Origin of the sequence: Roseibium sp., assembly GCF_048260565.1 — a bacterium.
Classification (GTDB): domain Bacteria; phylum Pseudomonadota; class Alphaproteobacteria; order Rhizobiales; family Stappiaceae; genus Roseibium.
Genome location: NZ_JBLXGP010000001.1, coordinates 363754 through 382905 on the forward strand (window position 1 = coordinate 363754; position 19152 = coordinate 382905).

Genomic DNA, 19152 nt, shown 5'->3' on the forward strand with positions numbered 1-19152 from the left:
CCGATGACGCCTTAGATCTCTTAGCCCGGGGGGCGACAAACTCTGGAACTATGTCGCGGATGCCCCCGGTGGCTGTGCGTTACGCCGCCAGAGTTTAATATTTGCAGGAATTGCGCATGATCTGGAGGGCGCGCGCTCTAACGCGCAGTTCCAGAGAAAAATGAGTATGACTTGCTCCCTAACTACTTTTAGACCCTGTTCGCAACTCCAAATTACATATTTGAGACATGTAGCGGCAGATGGTAAAAAAACGAACCAGAAATTTGGAACGCAGGTGCGTGAATTTGACGATTCTTTCAAGGTTTAAAGCGTGGTTATTTTCAATTGTAAAAAAAGAAAAAAAGCCACAGCTCAAATATGTCGATCTTGCCCCCACAGACGAGGCAGATGAATCGGGCATCTATTCCGGCGCGCTAGACTACGCAATCAAGAGGCCAAACGTTTCCAACATTGCTCTAACCGGGCCATATGGTTCAGGAAAAAGCAGTATAATAAAGACATTCCTGAAGACGTATAAACCGCCACCCTTACAAATATCACTAGCTTCTTTTTTACCAGAAGCCGACGGATCCGTTACAACAAATAATTCCGAAGCGAGACATCCTCAGAAAGGTGCCGTCAGCAAACAGGAAATTGAGCGTAGCATCCTGCAGCAGATGCTTTACGGTGCAGATGCCAATAGCTTGCCGCTTTCACGGTTTAAACGAATTCAGTCGCCCAAATGGTGGTCTAGGTTCATTTCCCTGTTCATTATCCTTGGGCTTGTCGCTTGCTGGCACTTGGTCCAAAAAAGAACTGAAATATTTAGCGGGGATTTCTTTAAACCATTTGACCTTACAAACTGGTTTAATCTAACAAGCTTCGCAGTGGGGTTCCTGTTTCTCTGGCAATCTTTGCACCACATCTACGTCAAAAGTTTTGGTGTCTCGTTAAAAAGTATTTCTCTTAAAGACATTGAAATAACGCCAGAATCCGCCGAAGAAGAGTCCATTCTCAATCGCCATTTGGACGAAATCATATATTTCTTTCAGTCAACTAAATATGATCTCGTCGTTATTGAAGATTTGGACCGATTCAACAATCCGGATATTTTTGTTACTTTGCGAGAAATTAATAGTCTCATCAATGCGAACGCAGGTGTGAAAAGACCAATACGTTTCCTTTACGCACTTCGAGACAATATGTTCGTGAATACAGATCGAACCAAGTTCTTTGAATTTATTATTCCAGTCATACCGATCATAAACAGCTCCAATTCGATCGATAAAGTTATAGAACAAGGGAAGCGTCTGTCTCTGGATAAACGGCTTGATCCGCAATTTCTACGTGAGGTCTCGCGTTATCTTAATGACATGCGGTTGATCCAAAATATCTTCAACGAATATGCCATTTACATCGCGAATTTGGAGACGGATGACGAAAACATTCTGAATCCAAATAAGCTCCTCGCAATCCTAATTTACAAGAATGTCCTTCCAAGCGATTTTGAGGAACTTCATAGGGAAAAAGGGAAGCTTGCCGAGATACTAAATAGGCATGACGAGTATATAGCCAAAACAGAGTTCCGGTATAAGGCTCAAATATCAGAGCTTGAGCAGAAAATAAGCGATTCTGAAAAACAAGTTCCATCAAATTTGGAAGAGTTGCGCAAGATTTATGCCATGGCTTTCATCGCCAAAATTCCCGAAGGCCACACTCATATTAAATTCAATGGAAATCAGAACATTCCGCTACCATCCCTAACTGGCTATCAAGATTTCGAGCAACTTATTGAAGCAAAAGATATAACGATATTTTCACCGCAGCAGGGTTGGCGACAATTCAATCTCGGCGACCTTCAGATAGAAGTTGATCCTGAAAAGACCTATCAAGAACGAAAAGAAGAAATCGAACATAAATCTGAAGATTTCAAAAACACCGCCTCCAAAACGATTAGGGAACTGAGAACTGAAATTGCGGCACTGCGTACAAGAAAGTTCAGCGAGGTCATTCGAACCAACGCGAAAGATGCGGAAAAGCTATTTGATGCGTTTGGTGAAAACAAAGAGCTTGTTAAATTTCTAGTTTTTGAAGGTTTTCTTGACGATACGTATTATCAATTTACGTCTTTGTTTCATTCGGGTCGCCTTTCACCCAATGACAACAAGTTTCTGATTCAAATCCGGAGTTTCAACAATCCAGAACCAAATTTTCAGATCGATAATCCTAAGGAAGTCATTGTAGCTATGCGGGAAGACGATTTCCGGCAGGAATTCGTTCTTAATAAGGCGCTAGTTGACTGCATGTTCGACAACCAAGGCGATTACGGTCCACAGATCGCGAAGCTGATTAGTTTTATTTCTTCAAATTTTGAAAAATGCGACGCTTTTTTTTCGGCCTACTATGACGCAGGGAAACGTATTGCTGAACTAACATCTGCTCTGATCGAGAAATGGCCAGGTTTCGTTTCTGTCGCAATCTCAGCTCCAGACAACGTTATGCATGTTGCGCAAATGATTGCACGTTTGCCTGAAAAACATCTTGAATCGCTTCATCAAAAAGATTCCAGAGTTTCCGAGTTTATATCGAGGAACCTATCTGAAATTTTGGCTTTGGGAATTGACTTTGAACCTGATCGATTGAAGCGACTTCAATTCGAGACGAAGGATCTCAGAAGTATGGGGCCATACCCGGCGATTGCCCGACTGCTTACTGAGGAAGGCCTATATGTAATATCCATTGAAAACTTTGAATTTATCTTTCGAGAGGTGCTGGGTTCAACGGCCATCTCAGATCTACAAACCAAGCATTATTCAACCGTCTTAAGCACTCAAAATTCGGCACTGATCAATAAGATTCAAGATGACTTTGATCGCTATCTGAAAGGCGTTCTTCTTCAGTCTGAAACCAATACCGAAGAGGACGTTTCAACGATCATTAAGGTGATTAATCACGACGAAATTGAAAGCGAAGATCTGGAACAGTTTATTGACATGCAATCTAAAAAACTGCCCTCGATCGAGCAAATTCCTGCGCGTCTTCATTCCCCGCTGTTTCGAATGCAAAAAATCGAAGCTTCATGGGAAAACTGCTTAGCGTATTTAGCCAGTGAAAATTATGATGCGAAGACGCTTACATCTTTCTTACAGCAAGACGACACTCTGTCCACACTTTCGCCAATGACGGTTGACGGTCGAGATCAAGCTAAGCCATTGCGCCTATTTCTGCTCAACAACAATGATTTTGACGCAGACACCTATCGGATTTATATCCGAACGCTTCCGAGACCATTTACGCAATTTCCTACAGAGATTGGAAAGGAGAAATTGCGCATACTTATTGAAGAGGAAAAAATTTCTTTCTCAAATGCCAGTTTCTCATTCTTAGGTGAGTATGAGGATCTTAAAGTTCTATTTTTTGCAAAGAACATTGATGTTTATTTTAAAGACAGTGACCAATATGCAATAGACGATGATTTTCGTGAGGAGCTTTTGGACTCCGATATACGCGATGATCAAAAGCTGAAAATCATCAGCGAAATGGATTTAACTTTGATTTCTAGCTTGCCATCTCGAGCATCGGTCGTTGGTCAGATATTGTATCGTACAGATGCAGATGTCAGTTCGTTGACAGCAGATGCTGCTCAAGCCGTCATCATCAACTCCAATCCTATTGCCGCTCAAATCACGTTGTTCAACAAGTGCCAAAAGGGTCTGTCTGCCGAACAAATATGGTCTACAATCCAACGGTTGCCTAAGCCATTTTCTAAGATTCAAAAAGGTTATGGGCAACCTACAATACCAAATACACATGAAAATCTAGAGTTTGTGCGCTGGTTAGAAAAACGCTCCATTATATCCTCTTCGAAACAAACCATCTTTGGCGAAATTCGCATCTACAATCGTAGAAGATAGGGCATGGGGCGACTGGAGCGCATGTAAGTCGGATAAAGCTTTGACGCACCGATGAAAGAAGGGGCCTTGAAAAATGCCTTTCTTGCGGTATTGCAGCTAATCCTTATCGCGCCCCACAAGCCGCCGGTCCGCTCCTTGCCCATAACGCACATTTCCCGCTCTACTCCACCCCCTTTAAAAACGGCACCAGCGCCTCCGCCAGCGCTTCCGGGGCGCTCAGCTGCGGCGCGTGGCCGGTATCCAGCGTCTTGACGATGGCGCCGGGGACCAGGTCCTGCATGCGCCGTTGGGCCAGCAGAACGACGGAGCGGTCGTCGGTGGCTTCCACGTAGAGGCGGGGCAGGGTGCCGAAGCGGGCGGGGGTCAGCTCAGAGAGGATGGCCCGAGCGCCTTCCGCCTGGGGCGTGAGTTTTTTCGCTGCCGCCATGGCGACGTCCGGCGGACAATCGTTGAAGAAGATCGCTGCGGCCTCTTCAGGCGGGACGGTGCTCGACAGGCCGTCGGCCGAATAGACGATGCGGTCGCTGATGCCTTGGGAAAACCCGGGCTGGCCTTCGAGCGACTTTTGCAGCTCGCCGAAATTCATGCCCGACGGCAGCATCATGCCGGCCACATAGGCGATCCGGTTGACCCTGTCGCGGAAACGCTCGCCGGCGGCACTGGCAACGACCCCGCCGCCGGAATGGCCGACCAGGGACACCGGCCGGCCGATCGCAGTCAGCACGCCGTCCAGGTAATCGAGGCAGGTCTCAAGGGTGATCTCGGAGGCCGGCACGGTTTCCGTGCCGCTGCCCGGCAGGTCGATCGCATGGGGCTCCAATCCCGCCGCCTGAAGCAGCGGGATCAGGTGCGCCCAGCCCCAGCTTCCCTGCCACGCCCCGTGGATCAGGACGACCGGGTCAGGGTACGAATTCATCCTAGCCATAGGACTTTTTGTACATGTTCATCAGGTGGCCCTCGACCGTGATCGGCGCGTATTTCGGCTCCTCGCCGGGCTTCAGGCAGGTGGGGATGCAGGTCACCTCGTAGTCGGCGTCGCCGTCGTAGAAGAAGGGCACGGAATAGCGCTCGCGGCCCGAGGCGTTGACCACCCGGTGCAGGGTCGACTTGTAGAGATCGTTGGTCCAGTGGGCGAGCGCGTCGCCCAGATTGACCACGAAGGTGCCCGGAACCGGGGCCGCGTGGAGCCATTCGCCGGTGTTCTTGTCGAACACCTGCAGGCCGCCGACGTCGTCCTGGAGCAGCAGGGTCAGCGCGCCCCAGTCCGTATGGGCGCCGGCACCCTTTTCGTTGGGCTCGGCGTTTTCCCGCTGGGGCGGGTAGTGCAGCAGGCGCAGCGTGGCGACCGGATCCCGATTGAAGATCTCGAAATAGTCTTCGTCCAGATCGAGCGACAGGGCGATGCCCTTCATCAGCCGTTGCGACAAGCGGCGCATGGCCTCGAAATAGGCGGCCATGGTCGGCTCGAAGCCGGGCAGGCCTTCGGGCCAGACATTGGGGCCGCGGTTGAACTGTCCGGCAACAACGCGCGGGTCGTCCGCGGGCAGTTCCAGGCCGATGTAATAGCCTTCCTTGCGGTCCGGCGGCGTGCCGGCTTCCAGAACCTGGCCGCCGAGCACCTCATAGCCCCGGTTGGCCTTGGAGACTTTCGACTTTTCGATTTTCAGCTTGGCGTCTTCCGGCTGGTCGAAGAAGCCTTTCGTTTCGGCAAAGACCGCGTCGATCAGGCCTTTCGGAATGCCGTGGCCGGCACAGTAGAAAAAGCCCTTGTCCTCGCAGGCGGCGCGCAGTTGCGCGCCCACGGCCTTGCGCTTTTCGAAATCGGGCGAGCAGAGATCGGAGACGTCGACGATCGGCAGGGCGTCTCCGGCGACGCGTTTGGCATCGAGGGAAGTGTTCATGGCCAACTCCTGACGGAATGAAGGAACTGCAGGACAGGACGGCCCCGAGCGAGGCCGTCCCCTTGGTGTCGCGTTAAGACCTTAAAGGGCGTTGGCGGTGACGCGCTGCCACAGATAGTCTTTCGCCGTGATCGGCTCGTACTTCTTGCCCGGACCCTGGATGATCGCATCCTTGTTGGCCTGGCAGAAGAACGGCAGCGAGTAGCGGGGCCCGAGATATTCGTCCTCGCGCGGCATGCGCACCCGGTGCAGGGTCGACTGCAATTGATCGTCGCTCCAGCGCATCAGCATGTCGCCGATGTTGCAGGTGACGACGCCGGGCAGCGGCGGCACGTCGGTCCACTCCAGGTCTCCGCCCGTGGCTTCCTTGCCGGGGCACAGCTGCAGCCCGCCCTGGCCGGGGCGCTGATGCAGCAGTGTCAGGCAATCGAAGTCCGTATGGGCGCCCGCGCGCCAGCCGGTGAAATCCTCCGGCTTGGCGTTTTCCATGGCCATGTAATGGATCAGGCGCAGGGTGCTCTGGTACTCCGGTGAAAGCGGGTCATGGGCCTCGGTGAAGAAGTCCGGGGCGAAGCCGAGCTTCAGCGCAAAGCAGGACAAAACCTTCATGCCGAGCGCCCAGTTGGCGCGCTCGAAGGCCAGCATCACGGCCTTGAAGCCCGACAGTTCCTCGCCGGTCGGCCACAGCGGCGCCATGCGCGGCGTGGTGATCTGGTAGGATTCCTTGTTGTCGGCGGTGCCGGTGGAGGGGCGCACCTGGGCCTTGTATTCCCAGCCCGAATTGGTGCCCTTTTCCAGCGGGTACTTGGCCTTCACGTCCATCGGCAGGTTGAAGAACCGCTCGGTGAATTCGAAGGCCTCGTCGATCTGCGACTGGGGGATGCCGTGGTTGATCAACTGGAAGAAGCCGATCTCGGTCGATGCGGTCCAGAGCTGGTCGGCGATCTCTTCCTTGCGCGCCTCGAAGTTGCTCAGGTCGATCTGCGGCACGTCCCGTGCCTTTTCCCGGCCCATGCCGCCGAAGGTGGTTTCCTTGTCCAGTTCGGCGAGGGAATAGTTGGTCTTGGCGCGTGTCTGGGCCTGTGTTGTCGTCTGTGTAGTTTCCATTGTGGATCTCCAATACGAAAATGCGGCGTTTCCGCTAGCGTGAAGGAGCAATGACCCGCGCCGGATGGCGTTGACTGCTTCTACTCCCGTTTTGTCGGGGCGGGCGCTCCCGATGATGACCCGGTCTGTCTCCTGTTTCTTCTCCTGTTGGGCTCGGCGGGAGCGGAACTCGCCGAAAACCTTAGATCTTGTCCTTCGGCAGGCTCCACGGGAACCAGATCTTCTGCACGGCGACCACGATCTGGAACAGGATCAGCGACATCAGCACCAGGATGACGAGGCCGGCCCATGCCTGCTGGACCTTGAACATGGAGGTCGAGAACTGGATGAAGTAGCCCAGCCCCTTGTCCGCCGCGACGAACTCCGCGACCACCGCGCCGATGACGGCGAGCGTGACCGAGATCTTCAGCGCGGAGAAGATGTAGGGGATCGCAAAGGGCAGGCGGATCTGGCTGATCTCGCGCCACACCGGTGCACGCAGGCTGCGCGACAGCTCGATCAGCTCAGGAGGTGTGGCCATCAGGCCGGTGGTTGTGGAGACGACCAGCGGGAAGAAGGTGATCAGGCAGGTGATCACCACCCGCGGCAGATCGCCGGAGCCGAGCGCCACGATGATGATCGGCGCGACGGCGACGACCGGCGTCGACTGCACCACCACCAGGATAGGATAGACCGCCCGCGACAGCACCGGGGAGCGCGCCAGCGCGATGGCGATCGGGATCGCGACGAAGATGGACGCGAAATAGCCGATCAGCGCGACCCGCAACGTGCCCCAGACATGTTCCAGCCAGCGCGAAACGTCGATGCTGTCGAAACCGCCCAGGATGCGGCTCGGCGCCGGCAGAATGTAGGAGGGGATCGAAAACAGATGGCAGGAGATCTCCCACACCGCGATGATCGCGACGAAGGTCCCGACCGGCAGCAGGCCGGGCGAGGCCAGAGCCCGCGCCATCAGCGACGGCTTCGCAATAGACGCGTCAGGCGGCGCGCTTGAGGAGGAGACTGCGGAGGTGTCCGACATAGTCATGCATCATCTTGTTGTTGCTCGTCTCCATGTTGCGGGGACGAGGCAGGTCGATTGTCAGGTTTTCCACGATGGAGCCGGGACGCTCGCCCATGACGAGCACGCGGTCGGCCAGAAGCACCGCTTCGCTGATCGAATGGGTGATGAACATCACCGTCTTCGGCCGGTCTTCCCAGATGCGCAGCAGTTCGAAACCCATTTCCTCGCGGGTCAGGGCGTCGAGCGCGGAGAAGGGCTCGTCCATCAGTAGGATGTCCGGGTCCATGAACAGGGCGCGCGCAATGCCGACGCGCTGCTGCATGCCGCCGGAGAGTTCGTCCGGCAGGCGGTTTTCAAAGCCCTTCAGGTTGACCTTTTCCAGAAGCTTGCGGGCGGTCTCCCGGTCCTGCGCCGAAACGCGACCGGTCTTGTGGCGCATGGGGAAGACCACATTGTCCTCGATCGTCGCCCAGGGCAGCAGGGTCGGGCGCTGGAAGACGATACCGATATCGTCGCGCGGCTCTGCGATCTGCAGTCCGAAGACCTCGACCTTGCCGCTGGTGGGTTTCAACAGGCCCGACGTCAGGCGCAGCAAGGTGGACTTGCCGCAGCCCGACGGCCCAAGGACCGCCACGAATTCGTGGCGGTCGATGGACATGTCGACGTGTCTGAGCGCTTCCACCGTTCCGGACTTGGTCTGGAAAACCTGTCCCACGCCGGAAAAGCGGATCGCTGCCGGTGTCGTCGTCATAAGGCTCAGCTCTCCGGCAGGAAGGAGCGGTCGACGACGGTTTCCGGATCGAGCGCCTCCTTGTCGAGGCCCTGAGCCGCGGAGACACGCTCCCAGGTCGCGGCCAGCCGGTCGGCCTTCAACGCGCCGAGGCCATCCTTCTCGGTGACGTCGTTGAACTCGAGCACCATCGTGTCGTTGATCGCGCCTTCGATGTCGGCAACGGAGAGTTCCGGAACCTGGGCGACCATGGCAACGGCGGCTTCATGCGGGTTGGCCTTGACGTATTCCAGCGACTTCTTGAACGCCTTGACGAAGCGTTTGGCGACGTCCGGACGCTCGGTCAGGAACTTGTCGGAGGCCAGCAGCGACGCGGAGTAGAGTTCCAGGCCGGCCGCATCCCACGGGAAGGCCACGATTTCCTTGCCGGCCGACTTGGCCTGGTTGGTGAAGATGGCGACGTTGGTCATCCAGGCGATGATCACGTCGGTGGAACCGGTCATGAGCATCGGGCCGAGCGCGCCGGGGTCTGCCTTGGTGAGCGTGATGTCAGCCTCGCTCATGCCGACGTCCTTCAGGACCAGCGGCAGGAAAACGTTGGACGAGGTGAACGGGGAGGTGGCAACGCCCTTGCCTTTGATGTCCTCGATCTTCTCGATGCCGCTGTCCTTCAGCACGAAGAAGGCATGCGGACCCTTGTTGAAGATGGACATGACGGCGGTGATCGGCACGCCTTCGGTAACCTTGGCCGCCATCAGGGCGCCGATGTCGGCGGAGCCGATGTCGGAGACGCCGGTGGAAAGCTTGGTGATCGCCTCGGAAGAACCGCGGCCCGGCTCGACCTTGACCTCGATGCCTTCCTCGGCGCAGAAGCCCTTTTCGATGCAGACATAGACCGGGGCCTTGTCGCCGCCCGGCAGCCAGTCGAGCTGGAAGGTGACCGTGTCGGCCGCCTGTGCTGCCGAAATGGTTCCGGCAACCGCCATGGCGCCGGCGGCAAGTGCCTTGAGTTTGTTCATTGCCATATTCGCAAATCCTCGTTGAAATATTATCCGATCCGCAAGCGACGTCGGGCCATCGCGGTGCGACGGTTTTCTTCCGATGTTCGGTCTTGCGGATGATGAGCAGGCGGCATTGGCGCTTCTCCGGATTAGCCTTCGTTTGCCGAGCAATGTCCCAGACCCGGGGTCCTGACCGCTTCTACTCAGAGCTTTCATAAGCACGCGGCGTGCCAATTCGGACTATCGGGATTTCCTTGGAGTTTCGGCGGGTTTTCCTCGGTAGATGCCCGGTCGAAACGCACGTGTTCTTATCAAGTGATCAAAAAAAAGGCAGTCGCCTAAAGTGCTTGCAAGTTGTTCAGTGCGGACTTGTCTGCCCGTGCGGTTCGGCGTAAGGGGGAAGTCGTATCCAAGGAGAAAGACCGCATGACCATCACTGCCGAGCGCGACCTCGAACTGCTTCGCCGCACGATCGAGCTGGCGCAAACGTCCCGGGCGCGCGGCGACCATCCGTTCGGCGCCTTGCTGGCCGACGAGGACGGCACCATCCTGCTGGAAGCGATGAACACCTGCGGCACGAAGGGCGACCGGACCGGTCATGCGGAACGCAACCTGATGACCGAGGCGTCGATGAAATACGATGCCGATTTCCTGGCGAAATGCACCATGTACACCAGCGCCGAACCCTGCGCGATGTGCACCGGGTCGGTCTATTGGGCAGGGGTCGGCCGGATCGTCCACGGCATGAGCGAGAAGGCGCTGAAGGACCTGATCGGCCCGGATCCGGAAAACCTGACCATGGACCTGCCGTGCAAAGATGTGATCGCCGCCGGCCAGCGCAAGGTCGAGGTCGTCGGACCGCTGCTGGAAGACGAATCCGCGACGGTGCACGAGGGGTTCTGGGTGTCGTCCTGAGCGGGCGGCCTGCCCATCCGGTCATCATTCCGACGCCATACCGGCCACGCGCGCGGCGGCAAGTTCCGCCCCGCGCAGGATCGAGTGGTAGCCGGTGCAGCGGCAGATGTTGCCTTCAAGCGCGGTCATAATGTCGTCGCGCGTGGCTCGCGGGTTTTCGTTAAGAAGCCCGACAAGCGAAATTACGAAACCGGGGGCGCAATAGCCGCACTGGAAGGCGGATTCCTCCGCCAGCGCCTCGCGCACGATTTGTGTGATCGGCAGGGCGTCGAGCCCGGCGCCGGTGACGATCTCCGCGCCTTCCGCCTGCCAGGCCATGACCAGACAGGAGTTGGCGGGTCTTCCGTTCATCAGCACCATGCAGGCGCCGCATCGCCCGGCCTCGCAGCCGATCTTGGTTTCGGTCCTGAACAGCGTGTCGCGCAGCACGCGCGTCAGTGACGTTTCCGCGGTGGCGGTCGTCTCCACATCCTCCCCGTTCAGGCGGAAGCGCAGGGGAATGACGTCGGTTGCCAGGAGTGTGCTCATTCGGCTGCTTCGCAGAAATCGAGAATGTCCTCCGGCCGGAACGGCGTTACAGCCGGCCAGTGCCCGATGGCGTCAGCGACCGCATTGGCGATCGCCGGGGTGACCGAGCTGATGCCGATCTCGCCGGCGCCGCGCGGCCCGAAGGGATCGCCGGGGTCGAGATCCTCCAGCGCGAAGGTCGCCATCCGCTCCGGCGCATCGCGAACGGTGGGCATGAAGTAGTTGTCGTAATTGGTGGTCAGGAAGCGGCCGTCCTTGATCAGGACATCCTCCGTCAGGGTGAAGCCCAGCCCCTGGACCATGCCGCCTTCCATCTGGCCGAGATAGGCGGCCAGATCGATCACCGGACCGGCGGCGGTGTGCAGTTCCAGGTCGAGAACCCGGACCGCGCCGGTGGCCCGGTCGACCGCGACGCGGGCAAGTGTCGCCCCATAGGCGAAGATGAAACGCGCGTTGCCTTTGGTGTAGTCCGACTTCGGAAAGGCGAATTCCGCCTCTTCGACGATGGTCTCACCGGGCTCGAGCCCGTCGGCGAGGGCGGCGAAGCTGATCAGCGGCACCTGACTGTTGGTCGCCGCATCGGCGACACCGCCGGGGATAATCTTCAAGTCCGCCGCGTCACGGCTGAGCAGGTCGGCAGCTCTGGCGAGCAGCTTCGCGCCGAAGGGCGGGGCGGTAATCTCGGTCGCCTTCCAGACCACATAACCGCCGCGCGACGCGGTGGTCGATCCGGAGTCCGGTGTGGAAGCGGTGTCGCCGATCACCGCACGGATATCATCCCGTGCGCAGCCGAGCTTGTCAGCGACTGCGGCATGAATCGACGGGATCAGGCCCTGGCCCATCTCGTCGAGACCGAAATGGGCCTCGATCCTGCCGTCCCGGCCAAGCACCAGCCGACCGATGGCCTCGTCATGGGGGATCGTCCCGAGGCCGTTGCCCTGGTAGTTAAGCGCCATGCCGGCGCCGACGACTTCGCCGGGGCGGGCTTGCTGAGTCTCATGCCAAAGCGGGCTCGATGCGGCGGCGTCCAGCATTTCGGCGAGCCGTTCGGTCGGGGCGACGCGCTGGCCGAGGAAGCCGGGCATGCCGGGTTCGCGCAGGTTGCGCCGCCGGATCTCGACCGGATCGAGCCCGCAAAGGGCCGCCAGCCGATCCATCTGGCACTCGATGGCATAGGTCATCTGGTTGGCGCCGAAACCGCGAAACGCCCCGCAGGTACCGTTGTTGGTGTAGGCGAGACGACCGAGCGTCTTCACATTGGGCGAAATATAGGGGCCGCAGGCGTGTTCGTGGGCGGTCTCCAGCACGCCCGGACTGAGCGAGGCATAGGCGCCGCTGTCGGCAATGACATCGACCTCCTGCGCCAGCAGCATGCCGTCGGCATCGCAGGCGGTGCGCATGCGGATCTTCATCGGGTTGCGCTTGGTACCGGCCAGAACGGATTCCGCGCGCGTCCACTGCATGCGCACCGGGGCATTGGCCTTCAGCGCCAAGAGGGCGAGCACAGGCTGAACCGTCAGTTCGTCCTTGCCGCCGAAGCCGCCGCCGGTCGGGCTGGTGACGACCCGGATCCTGTCTTCCGGCAAGGCGAGAATACGCGCCAGCTGCTGGCGGTCGCGTACGCCGTACTGACCGCCGGCGAACACCGCCAGCCCGCCGTCCGGTGTGGGTTCCGCGTAGCCGCCCTCGGTCTCCATGAAGCCGTGCATCTGGCGCGGCGTGACATAGACCTCTTCGACCATATGAGCCGCCGACGCGAAGCCTGCGTCGATGTCGCCGCGCTCCAGCTCGATGGCACTCACAAGGTTGCCGTTCTGATGAACGGGTTCTGCGTCCCGGTCGAGGGCCGCCAACGGATCGTCCGCGATCGGCAGCGGCTCATAGTCGACCTTGATCAGGGAAAGCGCCTTGAGGGCGGTCGCGCGATCGATCGCCGCGACACCGGCGACCGGATCGCCTGCATAGCGCACCTTGTCGGAACACAGCGCCGGCTGGTCCTGGAAGACGATACCGAAGGAATTCTCGCCCTTGATGTTGCGATGGGTGACCACCGCCTTCACGCCCGGCTGGGCTTCGGCTTCGCTGGTGTCGATCGACAGGATACGGGCGTGAGGCTCATCGAGGCGCAGCACCGCGCCGACCAGCATATCGTCCCGGCGCGCATCGGTCAGATAGGGAAGCTCGGCGGCGATCTTGGCCGGCAGGTCGGCGCGGATATGCCAGCGATTGCCACCCTCGGCGCGGGAAAGATGGAACTCGTCAATCGACGGCGCCGGCCGAGGCCGCAGTGTGCGGCCGTTGCGGATCTCTCCGGGCAGCGCTCCGGACAGAACGCCGACCAGCGCATTCGCCCCGGCGCGCTTGCGGTAGCGGGCGCTGCGGAACGTGTCGTCCGGAGCGGCTATCTCGTTTTCGATTGCGGCGCGGACCGCGGACCAGTCGATGTTGCCATACCGCTGTCCGGCCAGGCCGCGCTCGATGTCTGAAAGGCGTGCAGCCGGCACAGGGCCGCCACCAACGGCAAGCCCTGCCGCTTCGATGATGTCGTCCTTAAGCGACAGGGCGCCGGCAACGGCGATCACGCTCGGGGTGAAGGCGGCCCGCAGGCCGATCTTGCGGAACCCGATACGGGTTTCCGCATTCTGGCGGGGGATCCGTACGCCCGTGAGGAGAGAGGGAGCGGAAGGGGCTGCCAGCCATTCGGTGAGCGGGACAGTCTGCGCGCCGTCGTCGGTCAGGACGTCCAGTTCGGCGGCGAGCACGAGAAGCGCGGGCAGGAGGCAGCCGATACGCCAGCCGATATTGCCACCGAGCGTCGCACGATGGCGGATCGTGGTCGCACCGACCCGGCGAGCGGCCTCGGCCAGTAGAGGACAGCCGTCGGTCACCGCCGGTGAGGCGATGATCTCCGAGAGCGTGACATTCGCGCCGATGGTCACGGTGGTTTCCGACGCCGTAATGCCGGACAGGCCATCGAGACCGGAAATATCGATGAGCGCCGACGGGCGCGCCTTGCCGAGCGACCATTCCGCCTGCAAGGCGGTGGAACCGGCCGACAGCCGCGCTTGCGGACCGGCTTCCGCGAGCATCGCGAGGGCTTGAGATGGGGTCTCGGGTCTGAAAATCCGCATGGTGGCGTCCTTATCCGGCTTCCGCCGTGGTGCCGTAGCGCAGGCCCTTTTCCTTCAGCCAGCGGCGATAGGCGACGGAGGAAGAGTCCGCCCGTGTCGGGATTTCCGCGCGCGGCTCCAGCGGCATCAGCAGCGGGCGCTGGTTTTCCACGATGATCCGGTCCTGAAGGAAGATCACCTGTTCGAACCGGCGCAATTGGGTGACCGAAGCCTCGTCGTCGAGCAGATACATGACCGGGGTCGCGCGACAGAGGTCCTCTTCCATCGGCTGGATGAACAGCGCGATCGCGTCGCGCCGGCCCGGCTTGGTCGGGCAGGCCCGGTAGAGCATGACGACGAAGGGAGAGGGGACCCTGTAGGTGAGCTGGGTGAATTCGCCTTCGGGCCGCGTGGCCGTCATCTGCGGCTGGAAGAAGCTGCAATTGGTCGCCCAGACCTCGTCCACGTCCCGGCGGATCTCGGACTTGTACTGCGGCACTTCCGTGTGCGGTTCGGAGCCGAGAATATCCGTGTGGACGAAGGGAAAATGTGCCATGTCGAGGAAGTTCTCCACGACACGCAGGCCGGAGGCGCGCATCTTCACCCAGCCGCAGGGAACGTAGCGCCGGTCCGACTCGTAGGCTTCCGGGATCTCGACAATGCTGCGCTCCGGAGTGCCGAGCGTGGTCCAGAGGCAGCCGTATTTTTCCTGTACCGGCAGGGCCGGGCCGCGGCCGCCGTCGTCGAGGATCTCGCGCACGCGGAAGCCGTCGCCGTCCCTGGTAATTTCGATATCCTGGCCGAGCAGCCGGGTGGCGATCGGAGCGTCCGTAATCTCCGCGACCGTTTCCACGGCGTACCACTGGTCGAGGGCAACCTGGTCTGTCGTCTTGGTCATCCGTTGCTCTCCGTGTTCCATTGCACCGACTCGTTTTCGGCAAGCCATTTCGCCCGGCGTTCGAACAGGGGCGGGGCGACGGCGTGGATCTCGTCGATGATTGCGGCAAGGTCGCCGGTCTTCAGGGCTCCGTCCTCGACCACGATCCGGCCGTCGATCATGGTCATGTCGACATCCGATCCGCGCACCGCATGAACGAGATTGTGCTGCAGGTTGAACCAGGGGCCGGAGCCGAACAGGGGCGTCATGCGCGGCGTATCGGCCCGCACCGCGATGATGTCCGCGCGTTTGCCGGGCTCGATAGAACCGATCTCGTGATCGAGGCCGACCGCCGTCGCGCCACCGACGGTCGCCATGCGCAACACGTCCCAGCTATCCATGGCGGCGGCATCCCGGTCCTTCAGCTTGCCGAGCAGCGAGGCGACCTTCATCTCCTCGAACATGTCGAAATTGTTGTTTTCCTTCTCGCCGTCGGTGCCGATGCCGACGGGCACGCCCGCCGCCAGCATGTCGGCAATCGGCGCAATGCCGCTGGCGAGTTTCATGTTGGACACCGGATTGTGGGCGACCGAAACCGTACGGTTCGAAATCAGGTCGACTTCCGAGGGATCCAGCCAGACCGCATGGGCGATCATGGCGCGCGGTGTCTCGAAGAAACCGAGATCGTCGAGCACGGCCATCGGCCGTTTGCCGTAGCGCTTCCCGAATTCGGCGACCTCGATCTCCGCCTCGCTGCAATGGGTGTGGAAGCCGGTGTTGTGTTTCTTCGCCATGTCGACGGCACGCTGCTGGCCGGCTTCGTCGGCGTAGAACAGATGCTCCAACCCCACCCAGACATTGATGCGGCCGTCCGCCTTGCGATGCCAGTCTTCGATCAGGCGCTCGTTCATGTCGAGCGTGTCGAAGTAATCGTAGTCGGGATGCTCGCCCACATAAGGCACGGCCACAAGGCGGTTGCCGATGGTCTCCGCGGCCTCGGCGCTGCCATCCATATAGCGCCACATGTCGACGACGGTCGTCGTGCCGCCGAGGACGCTTTCCGCATAACACAGCATCGAGGCGGCTTTGGCTTCATGGGGCTGCAGCATCCGGTGCATCGGGTTGATATGCAGCGTTAGCCAGTCCCAGACCGGCAGGTGTTCGGCCGTGCCGCGCAGAAAGCCGGAATGGGCATGGGTGTTGACGAGACCGGGCATCAGCACCGTGTCCGGCAGGTACTTCACCGGAACACCCGGATAGCGCTCGGTGAGAACGTCGCGCGTATCCACTTCCAGGATGGCGCCGCCGGCGATGGCGACCGCGCCGTCGACGACGACGTCGTTCCCGGCGTTCATGGTCAGAAGGTGGCCGCCGGCCAGGATGAGATCGGTAGCGCTCATGCGTCCTCCTTCAGGAAATCGGCCGCCCGCTCGCCGATCATGGTCACGGGCGCATGGGTGTTGCAGGTCGGAATGACGGGGATCACGGAGGCATCGGTAATACGAAGGCCGTCGATGCCGCGGACCTTCAGGCGCGGATCGGTCACGGCCATCTCGTCATTACCCATCTTGCAGGTGCCGCAGGGATGGAAGAAGGTCGAGCAGCCGTCACGGATGAAGTCGATGACTTCCCTTTCGTTCAGCGGGCGATCCGGAGCGGCGGTACCCGCAATCAGGTCGCGATAGGCGGGGGTGCTCGCGAGGTCCATGATCGTGTGGTAGGCGGAAACCAGCGCCTCGAGATCGGACGGCTCGGCGAGATAGTTCGGCTGGAGTTCAAGTGGCCCGCGCGGGTCCGCCGACAGCATCCGCATGTAACCGACGCTTTTGGAGTGCATTAGGCCGAAGCCGAGGGAAAAGACTTCGCCGGCCATGTCGTAGCGGGCGCGCAGCGGCGGTTCCGCGCTGTTGCCTTGAACCGGGAAGGCATGCACATCCGCCTGGGCAAGACCTGGTCGGGACTTCCAGTTGAGCATGGTGCCGCCGCCGTTGTCGGTCTTCGGTCCGAGCGGCTGCGCGGCGCGGAAGACGAAGGCCTGGATCAGCGGATGGTCCTGCAGGTTGGCCCCGACACCGGGCAGATCCGCGACGACGGGAATGCCGAGGTCACCCAGATCCCTGGCGTTGCCGATGCCCGAGAGCATCATCAGGCGCGGCGTGTCGATGGCGCCCGCGGCAAGCACCACCTCGCTGGTGGCACATGTTTCGACGGTCCGGCCGTCGACCACATGGCGCACCCCGACGCAACGCCCGTTCTCGATGATCAAACCTGTCGTCAACGAGCCGGTCAGGATGGTCAGACGCGGATTGTCCAGGATCGGAAACAGATAGCCGTTTGCCGAACTCCAGCGTCGGCCTTCGAAGACGTTGAAGTTGGACGGCGTCGCGCCCTCGTTGGTCGCACCGTTCGGGTCGTCGATCACCGGGATGCCGAGTTCGCCCGCGCCGTCCATCATCGCCTGCGCTATCGGGTGCAGGGTCTTGCTGGTGGTGATCTTCAGCGGCCCACCGGCGCCCCGGAATTCGGTTTCACCGCCTTCCCAATCCTCGCAGCGTTTGAAGTAGGGCAGAACATCCTGAAAGGTCCAGCCGGTTGCACCGGCCGCATCCCAGGCGTCATAGTCCAGCGGATGGCCCCGGTACCACATCAGCGCGTTGATCGCGCTCGATCCGCCGAGCGCCTTGCCGCGCGGAATGCCGATGACACGGTCCTTGGCGTGCGGGGCCGGCGCGTAGTCGTATCCCCAGTCGAAGCGGCTGCGGCCAAGCGGCACCCATTCGGCCGGATCGTCGATCTCCCGGATACCGATGCCGGCCTCGCCGGCTTCGATCAGCAGGACGGTTGCCTCCGTATCGTCGATCAGGCGGCGGACGACCGGACAGCCGCCCGATCCGGCCCCGATGACGATGTAGTCATAGGCCTTTTCAAGCGGTTTTTCCGGAATGCGGACGATGGCTGGCATGTCGGTCAATTGTGTTCGCTCGGCCCCATGATGACGATGTTCTCGGTCTTCTCCACGTGGCGCACGAAGATGTACTTGTCCTCGCGCCCGTCGGAGTGCTTGCGCTTGATGTCCGGCTGCACGGTGCCCGCGACCTTGGCGACGACCACGTAAGGCTCGTCCGCGGCAAGGCCAGCCTCGCAATGGGCTTCGAATTCCTCAAGGGTGCGTGCGGTGAAGGCCTTGTCGACGCCCGCGCCCCGGGCAATCGCGGCGATGTCGACGCGGCCGGAGGCGGTGTGGGTCGGCGGGCCGCCGATCGACTGGTAGCACTCGTTGTCCCAGACGACGACGAAGAGGTTTTTCGGTTGCTCGTTGCCCAGCGTCGCCAGGATGCCCAGGTTGAACATCATGCCGCCGTCGGTATCCAGAGAGACGATCCGGCGATGGGGCAGGCCGGTGGCAAGCCCGAAGGCCTGCGGCGTGACGCAGCCAAGCTGTTGTTGGAACAGGCTGGCTTCCCGCATATGCGGCGCGGCGTTGTACCATTCGTCGACGCTGGCGCCGAGGGACAGGATCACCAGTTCGTCCTTTAGGCGCTTCGCCAGCACGGTCATGCAATCGTAGCGTTTCATCGGACCACACTCCCGCCGAGCGCCACCGCCGAATGGTAGTAGGCGTTGTAGGACCAGTCATAGGCATCGACGATCGACTGCTCGATCGCCTCTTCCTCGCGCACGACCCGGTAGGGGATGCGCAGTGCCTTGAGCACCGGCTCCATGGTGATGCCGTGGGGGATCGCCCACCAGTTGTTTTCACCCAGTTCACCGCGATAGCTCATCAGCATGATGACCGGGATACCGGCGCCGAGCCCCATGCGGGCAAGCGGTTCGACGGAGGCGCGCAGGCCGGAGTTCTCCATCACAAGTGCCGCGCGTTTTCCCGACAGGAACACGCCGCCGCAGATCGCGGCACCTTCGCCCTCGTTTGTGACCCGAATGGTGCGAATGTCCGGGTCCGCGTCCAGGGCCGGGTAGAGCTCCTTGAAGAGCGAATCCGGCAGGTAGCACACGGTGCTGACACCCGCACGCTTCAGCCCTTTGATGACCGCATCAACCGCACTCTGCTTCATGCGTCCTTATCTCC

General features: G+C 60.0%; 15 protein-coding genes. 2 read left to right on the forward strand and 13 right to left on the reverse strand.

All coding sequences use genetic code 11. The annotated features are described in order from the left end of the window. Nucleotides 1-278: 278 nt before the first annotated feature. The gene (locus ACN0SO_RS01625; protein ID WP_417673851.1) at nt 279-3893 is read left to right on the forward strand and encodes an ATP-binding protein; all 3615 of its coding nucleotides are present in this window, start codon (nt 279-281) and stop codon (nt 3891-3893) included. Between the two features lie 160 nt (nt 3894-4053). Here ACN0SO_RS01625 and ACN0SO_RS01630 read toward each other — a convergent pair whose 3' ends face one another. The 6 genes from ACN0SO_RS01630 to ACN0SO_RS01655 form a co-directional block, all read right to left on the reverse strand. Continuing rightward, entirely contained in the window at nt 4054-4809 is a 756-nt protein-coding gene (locus tag ACN0SO_RS01630) for an alpha/beta fold hydrolase (protein WP_417673853.1), read from the reverse strand. A 1-nt stretch (nt 4810) separates the two neighbouring features. After that, the gene (locus ACN0SO_RS01635; protein ID WP_417673855.1) at nt 4811-5794 is read right to left on the reverse strand and encodes an isopenicillin N synthase family dioxygenase; all 984 of its coding nucleotides are present in this window, start codon (nt 5792-5794) and stop codon (nt 4811-4813) included. Nucleotides 5795-5875: 81 nt separating this feature from the next. Then, complete coding sequence (locus ACN0SO_RS01640; RefSeq protein ID WP_417673857.1) at nt 5876-6901, reverse strand: isopenicillin N synthase family dioxygenase; 1026 nt, start codon at nt 6899-6901, stop codon at nt 5876-5878. 181 nt (nt 6902-7082) lie between these two features. Next, the gene (locus ACN0SO_RS01645; protein ID WP_417673859.1) at nt 7083-7928 is read right to left on the reverse strand and encodes an ABC transporter permease; all 846 of its coding nucleotides are present in this window, start codon (nt 7926-7928) and stop codon (nt 7083-7085) included. Then, nucleotides 7879-8655: an ABC transporter ATP-binding protein gene (locus ACN0SO_RS01650; protein WP_417673861.1), complete on the reverse strand. Its 777-nt coding sequence runs from the start codon at nt 8653-8655 to the stop codon at nt 7879-7881. Before ACN0SO_RS01650 ends, ACN0SO_RS01645 begins: the two co-directional genes overlap by 50 nt. A 5-nt stretch (nt 8656-8660) precedes the next feature. After that, the gene (locus ACN0SO_RS01655; protein WP_417673863.1) at nt 8661-9659 is read right to left on the reverse strand and encodes an ABC transporter substrate-binding protein; all 999 of its coding nucleotides are present in this window, start codon (nt 9657-9659) and stop codon (nt 8661-8663) included. A gap of 402 nt (nt 9660-10061) precedes the next feature. Here ACN0SO_RS01655 and ACN0SO_RS01660 point away from each other — a divergent pair, with 402 nt between their 5' ends. Next, nucleotides 10062-10550, forward strand: coding sequence for a nucleoside deaminase (locus tag ACN0SO_RS01660; RefSeq protein ID WP_417673865.1), 489 nt, complete (start codon nt 10062-10064; stop codon nt 10548-10550). 24 nt (nt 10551-10574) lie between these two features. Here the strand turns inward: ACN0SO_RS01660 and ACN0SO_RS01665 are convergent, their stop codons facing one another. Genes ACN0SO_RS01665 through ACN0SO_RS01695 form a run of 7 tightly spaced genes read right to left on the reverse strand, consistent with a single transcriptional unit; the run spans nt 10575 to nt 19138 of the window. Beyond that, nucleotides 10575-11078: a (2Fe-2S)-binding protein gene (locus ACN0SO_RS01665; RefSeq protein ID WP_417673867.1), complete on the reverse strand. Its 504-nt coding sequence runs from the start codon at nt 11076-11078 to the stop codon at nt 10575-10577. Continuing rightward, entirely contained in the window at nt 11075-14209 is a 3135-nt protein-coding gene (locus ACN0SO_RS01670; protein ID WP_417673869.1) for a molybdopterin cofactor-binding domain-containing protein, read from the reverse strand. The genes ACN0SO_RS01665 and ACN0SO_RS01670 overlap by 4 nt, the downstream gene beginning before the upstream one ends. 10 nt (nt 14210-14219) lie before the next feature. Next, nucleotides 14220-15086: an aromatic ring-hydroxylating dioxygenase subunit alpha gene (locus ACN0SO_RS01675; RefSeq protein WP_417673871.1), complete on the reverse strand. Its 867-nt coding sequence runs from the start codon at nt 15084-15086 to the stop codon at nt 14220-14222. Then, the gene (locus tag ACN0SO_RS01680) at nt 15083-16465 is read right to left on the reverse strand and encodes an amidohydrolase family protein (protein ID WP_417673873.1); all 1383 of its coding nucleotides are present in this window, start codon (nt 16463-16465) and stop codon (nt 15083-15085) included. The genes ACN0SO_RS01675 and ACN0SO_RS01680 overlap by 4 nt, the downstream gene beginning before the upstream one ends. Then, a complete protein-coding gene (locus tag ACN0SO_RS01685) occupies nt 16462-18027 on the reverse strand; it encodes a GMC family oxidoreductase (RefSeq protein ID WP_417675013.1) in 1566 nt (521 codons plus the stop codon). Before ACN0SO_RS01685 ends, ACN0SO_RS01680 begins: the two co-directional genes overlap by 4 nt. 5 nt (nt 18028-18032) lie before the next feature. Further along, complete coding sequence (locus ACN0SO_RS01690) at nt 18033-18641, reverse strand: thiamine pyrophosphate-dependent enzyme (protein ID WP_417673875.1); 609 nt, start codon at nt 18639-18641, stop codon at nt 18033-18035. After that, entirely contained in the window at nt 18638-19138 is a 501-nt protein-coding gene (locus ACN0SO_RS01695) for a thiamine pyrophosphate-binding protein (protein ID WP_417673877.1), read from the reverse strand. Before ACN0SO_RS01695 ends, ACN0SO_RS01690 begins: the two co-directional genes overlap by 4 nt. Nucleotides 19139-19152: the final 14 nt, after the last annotated feature.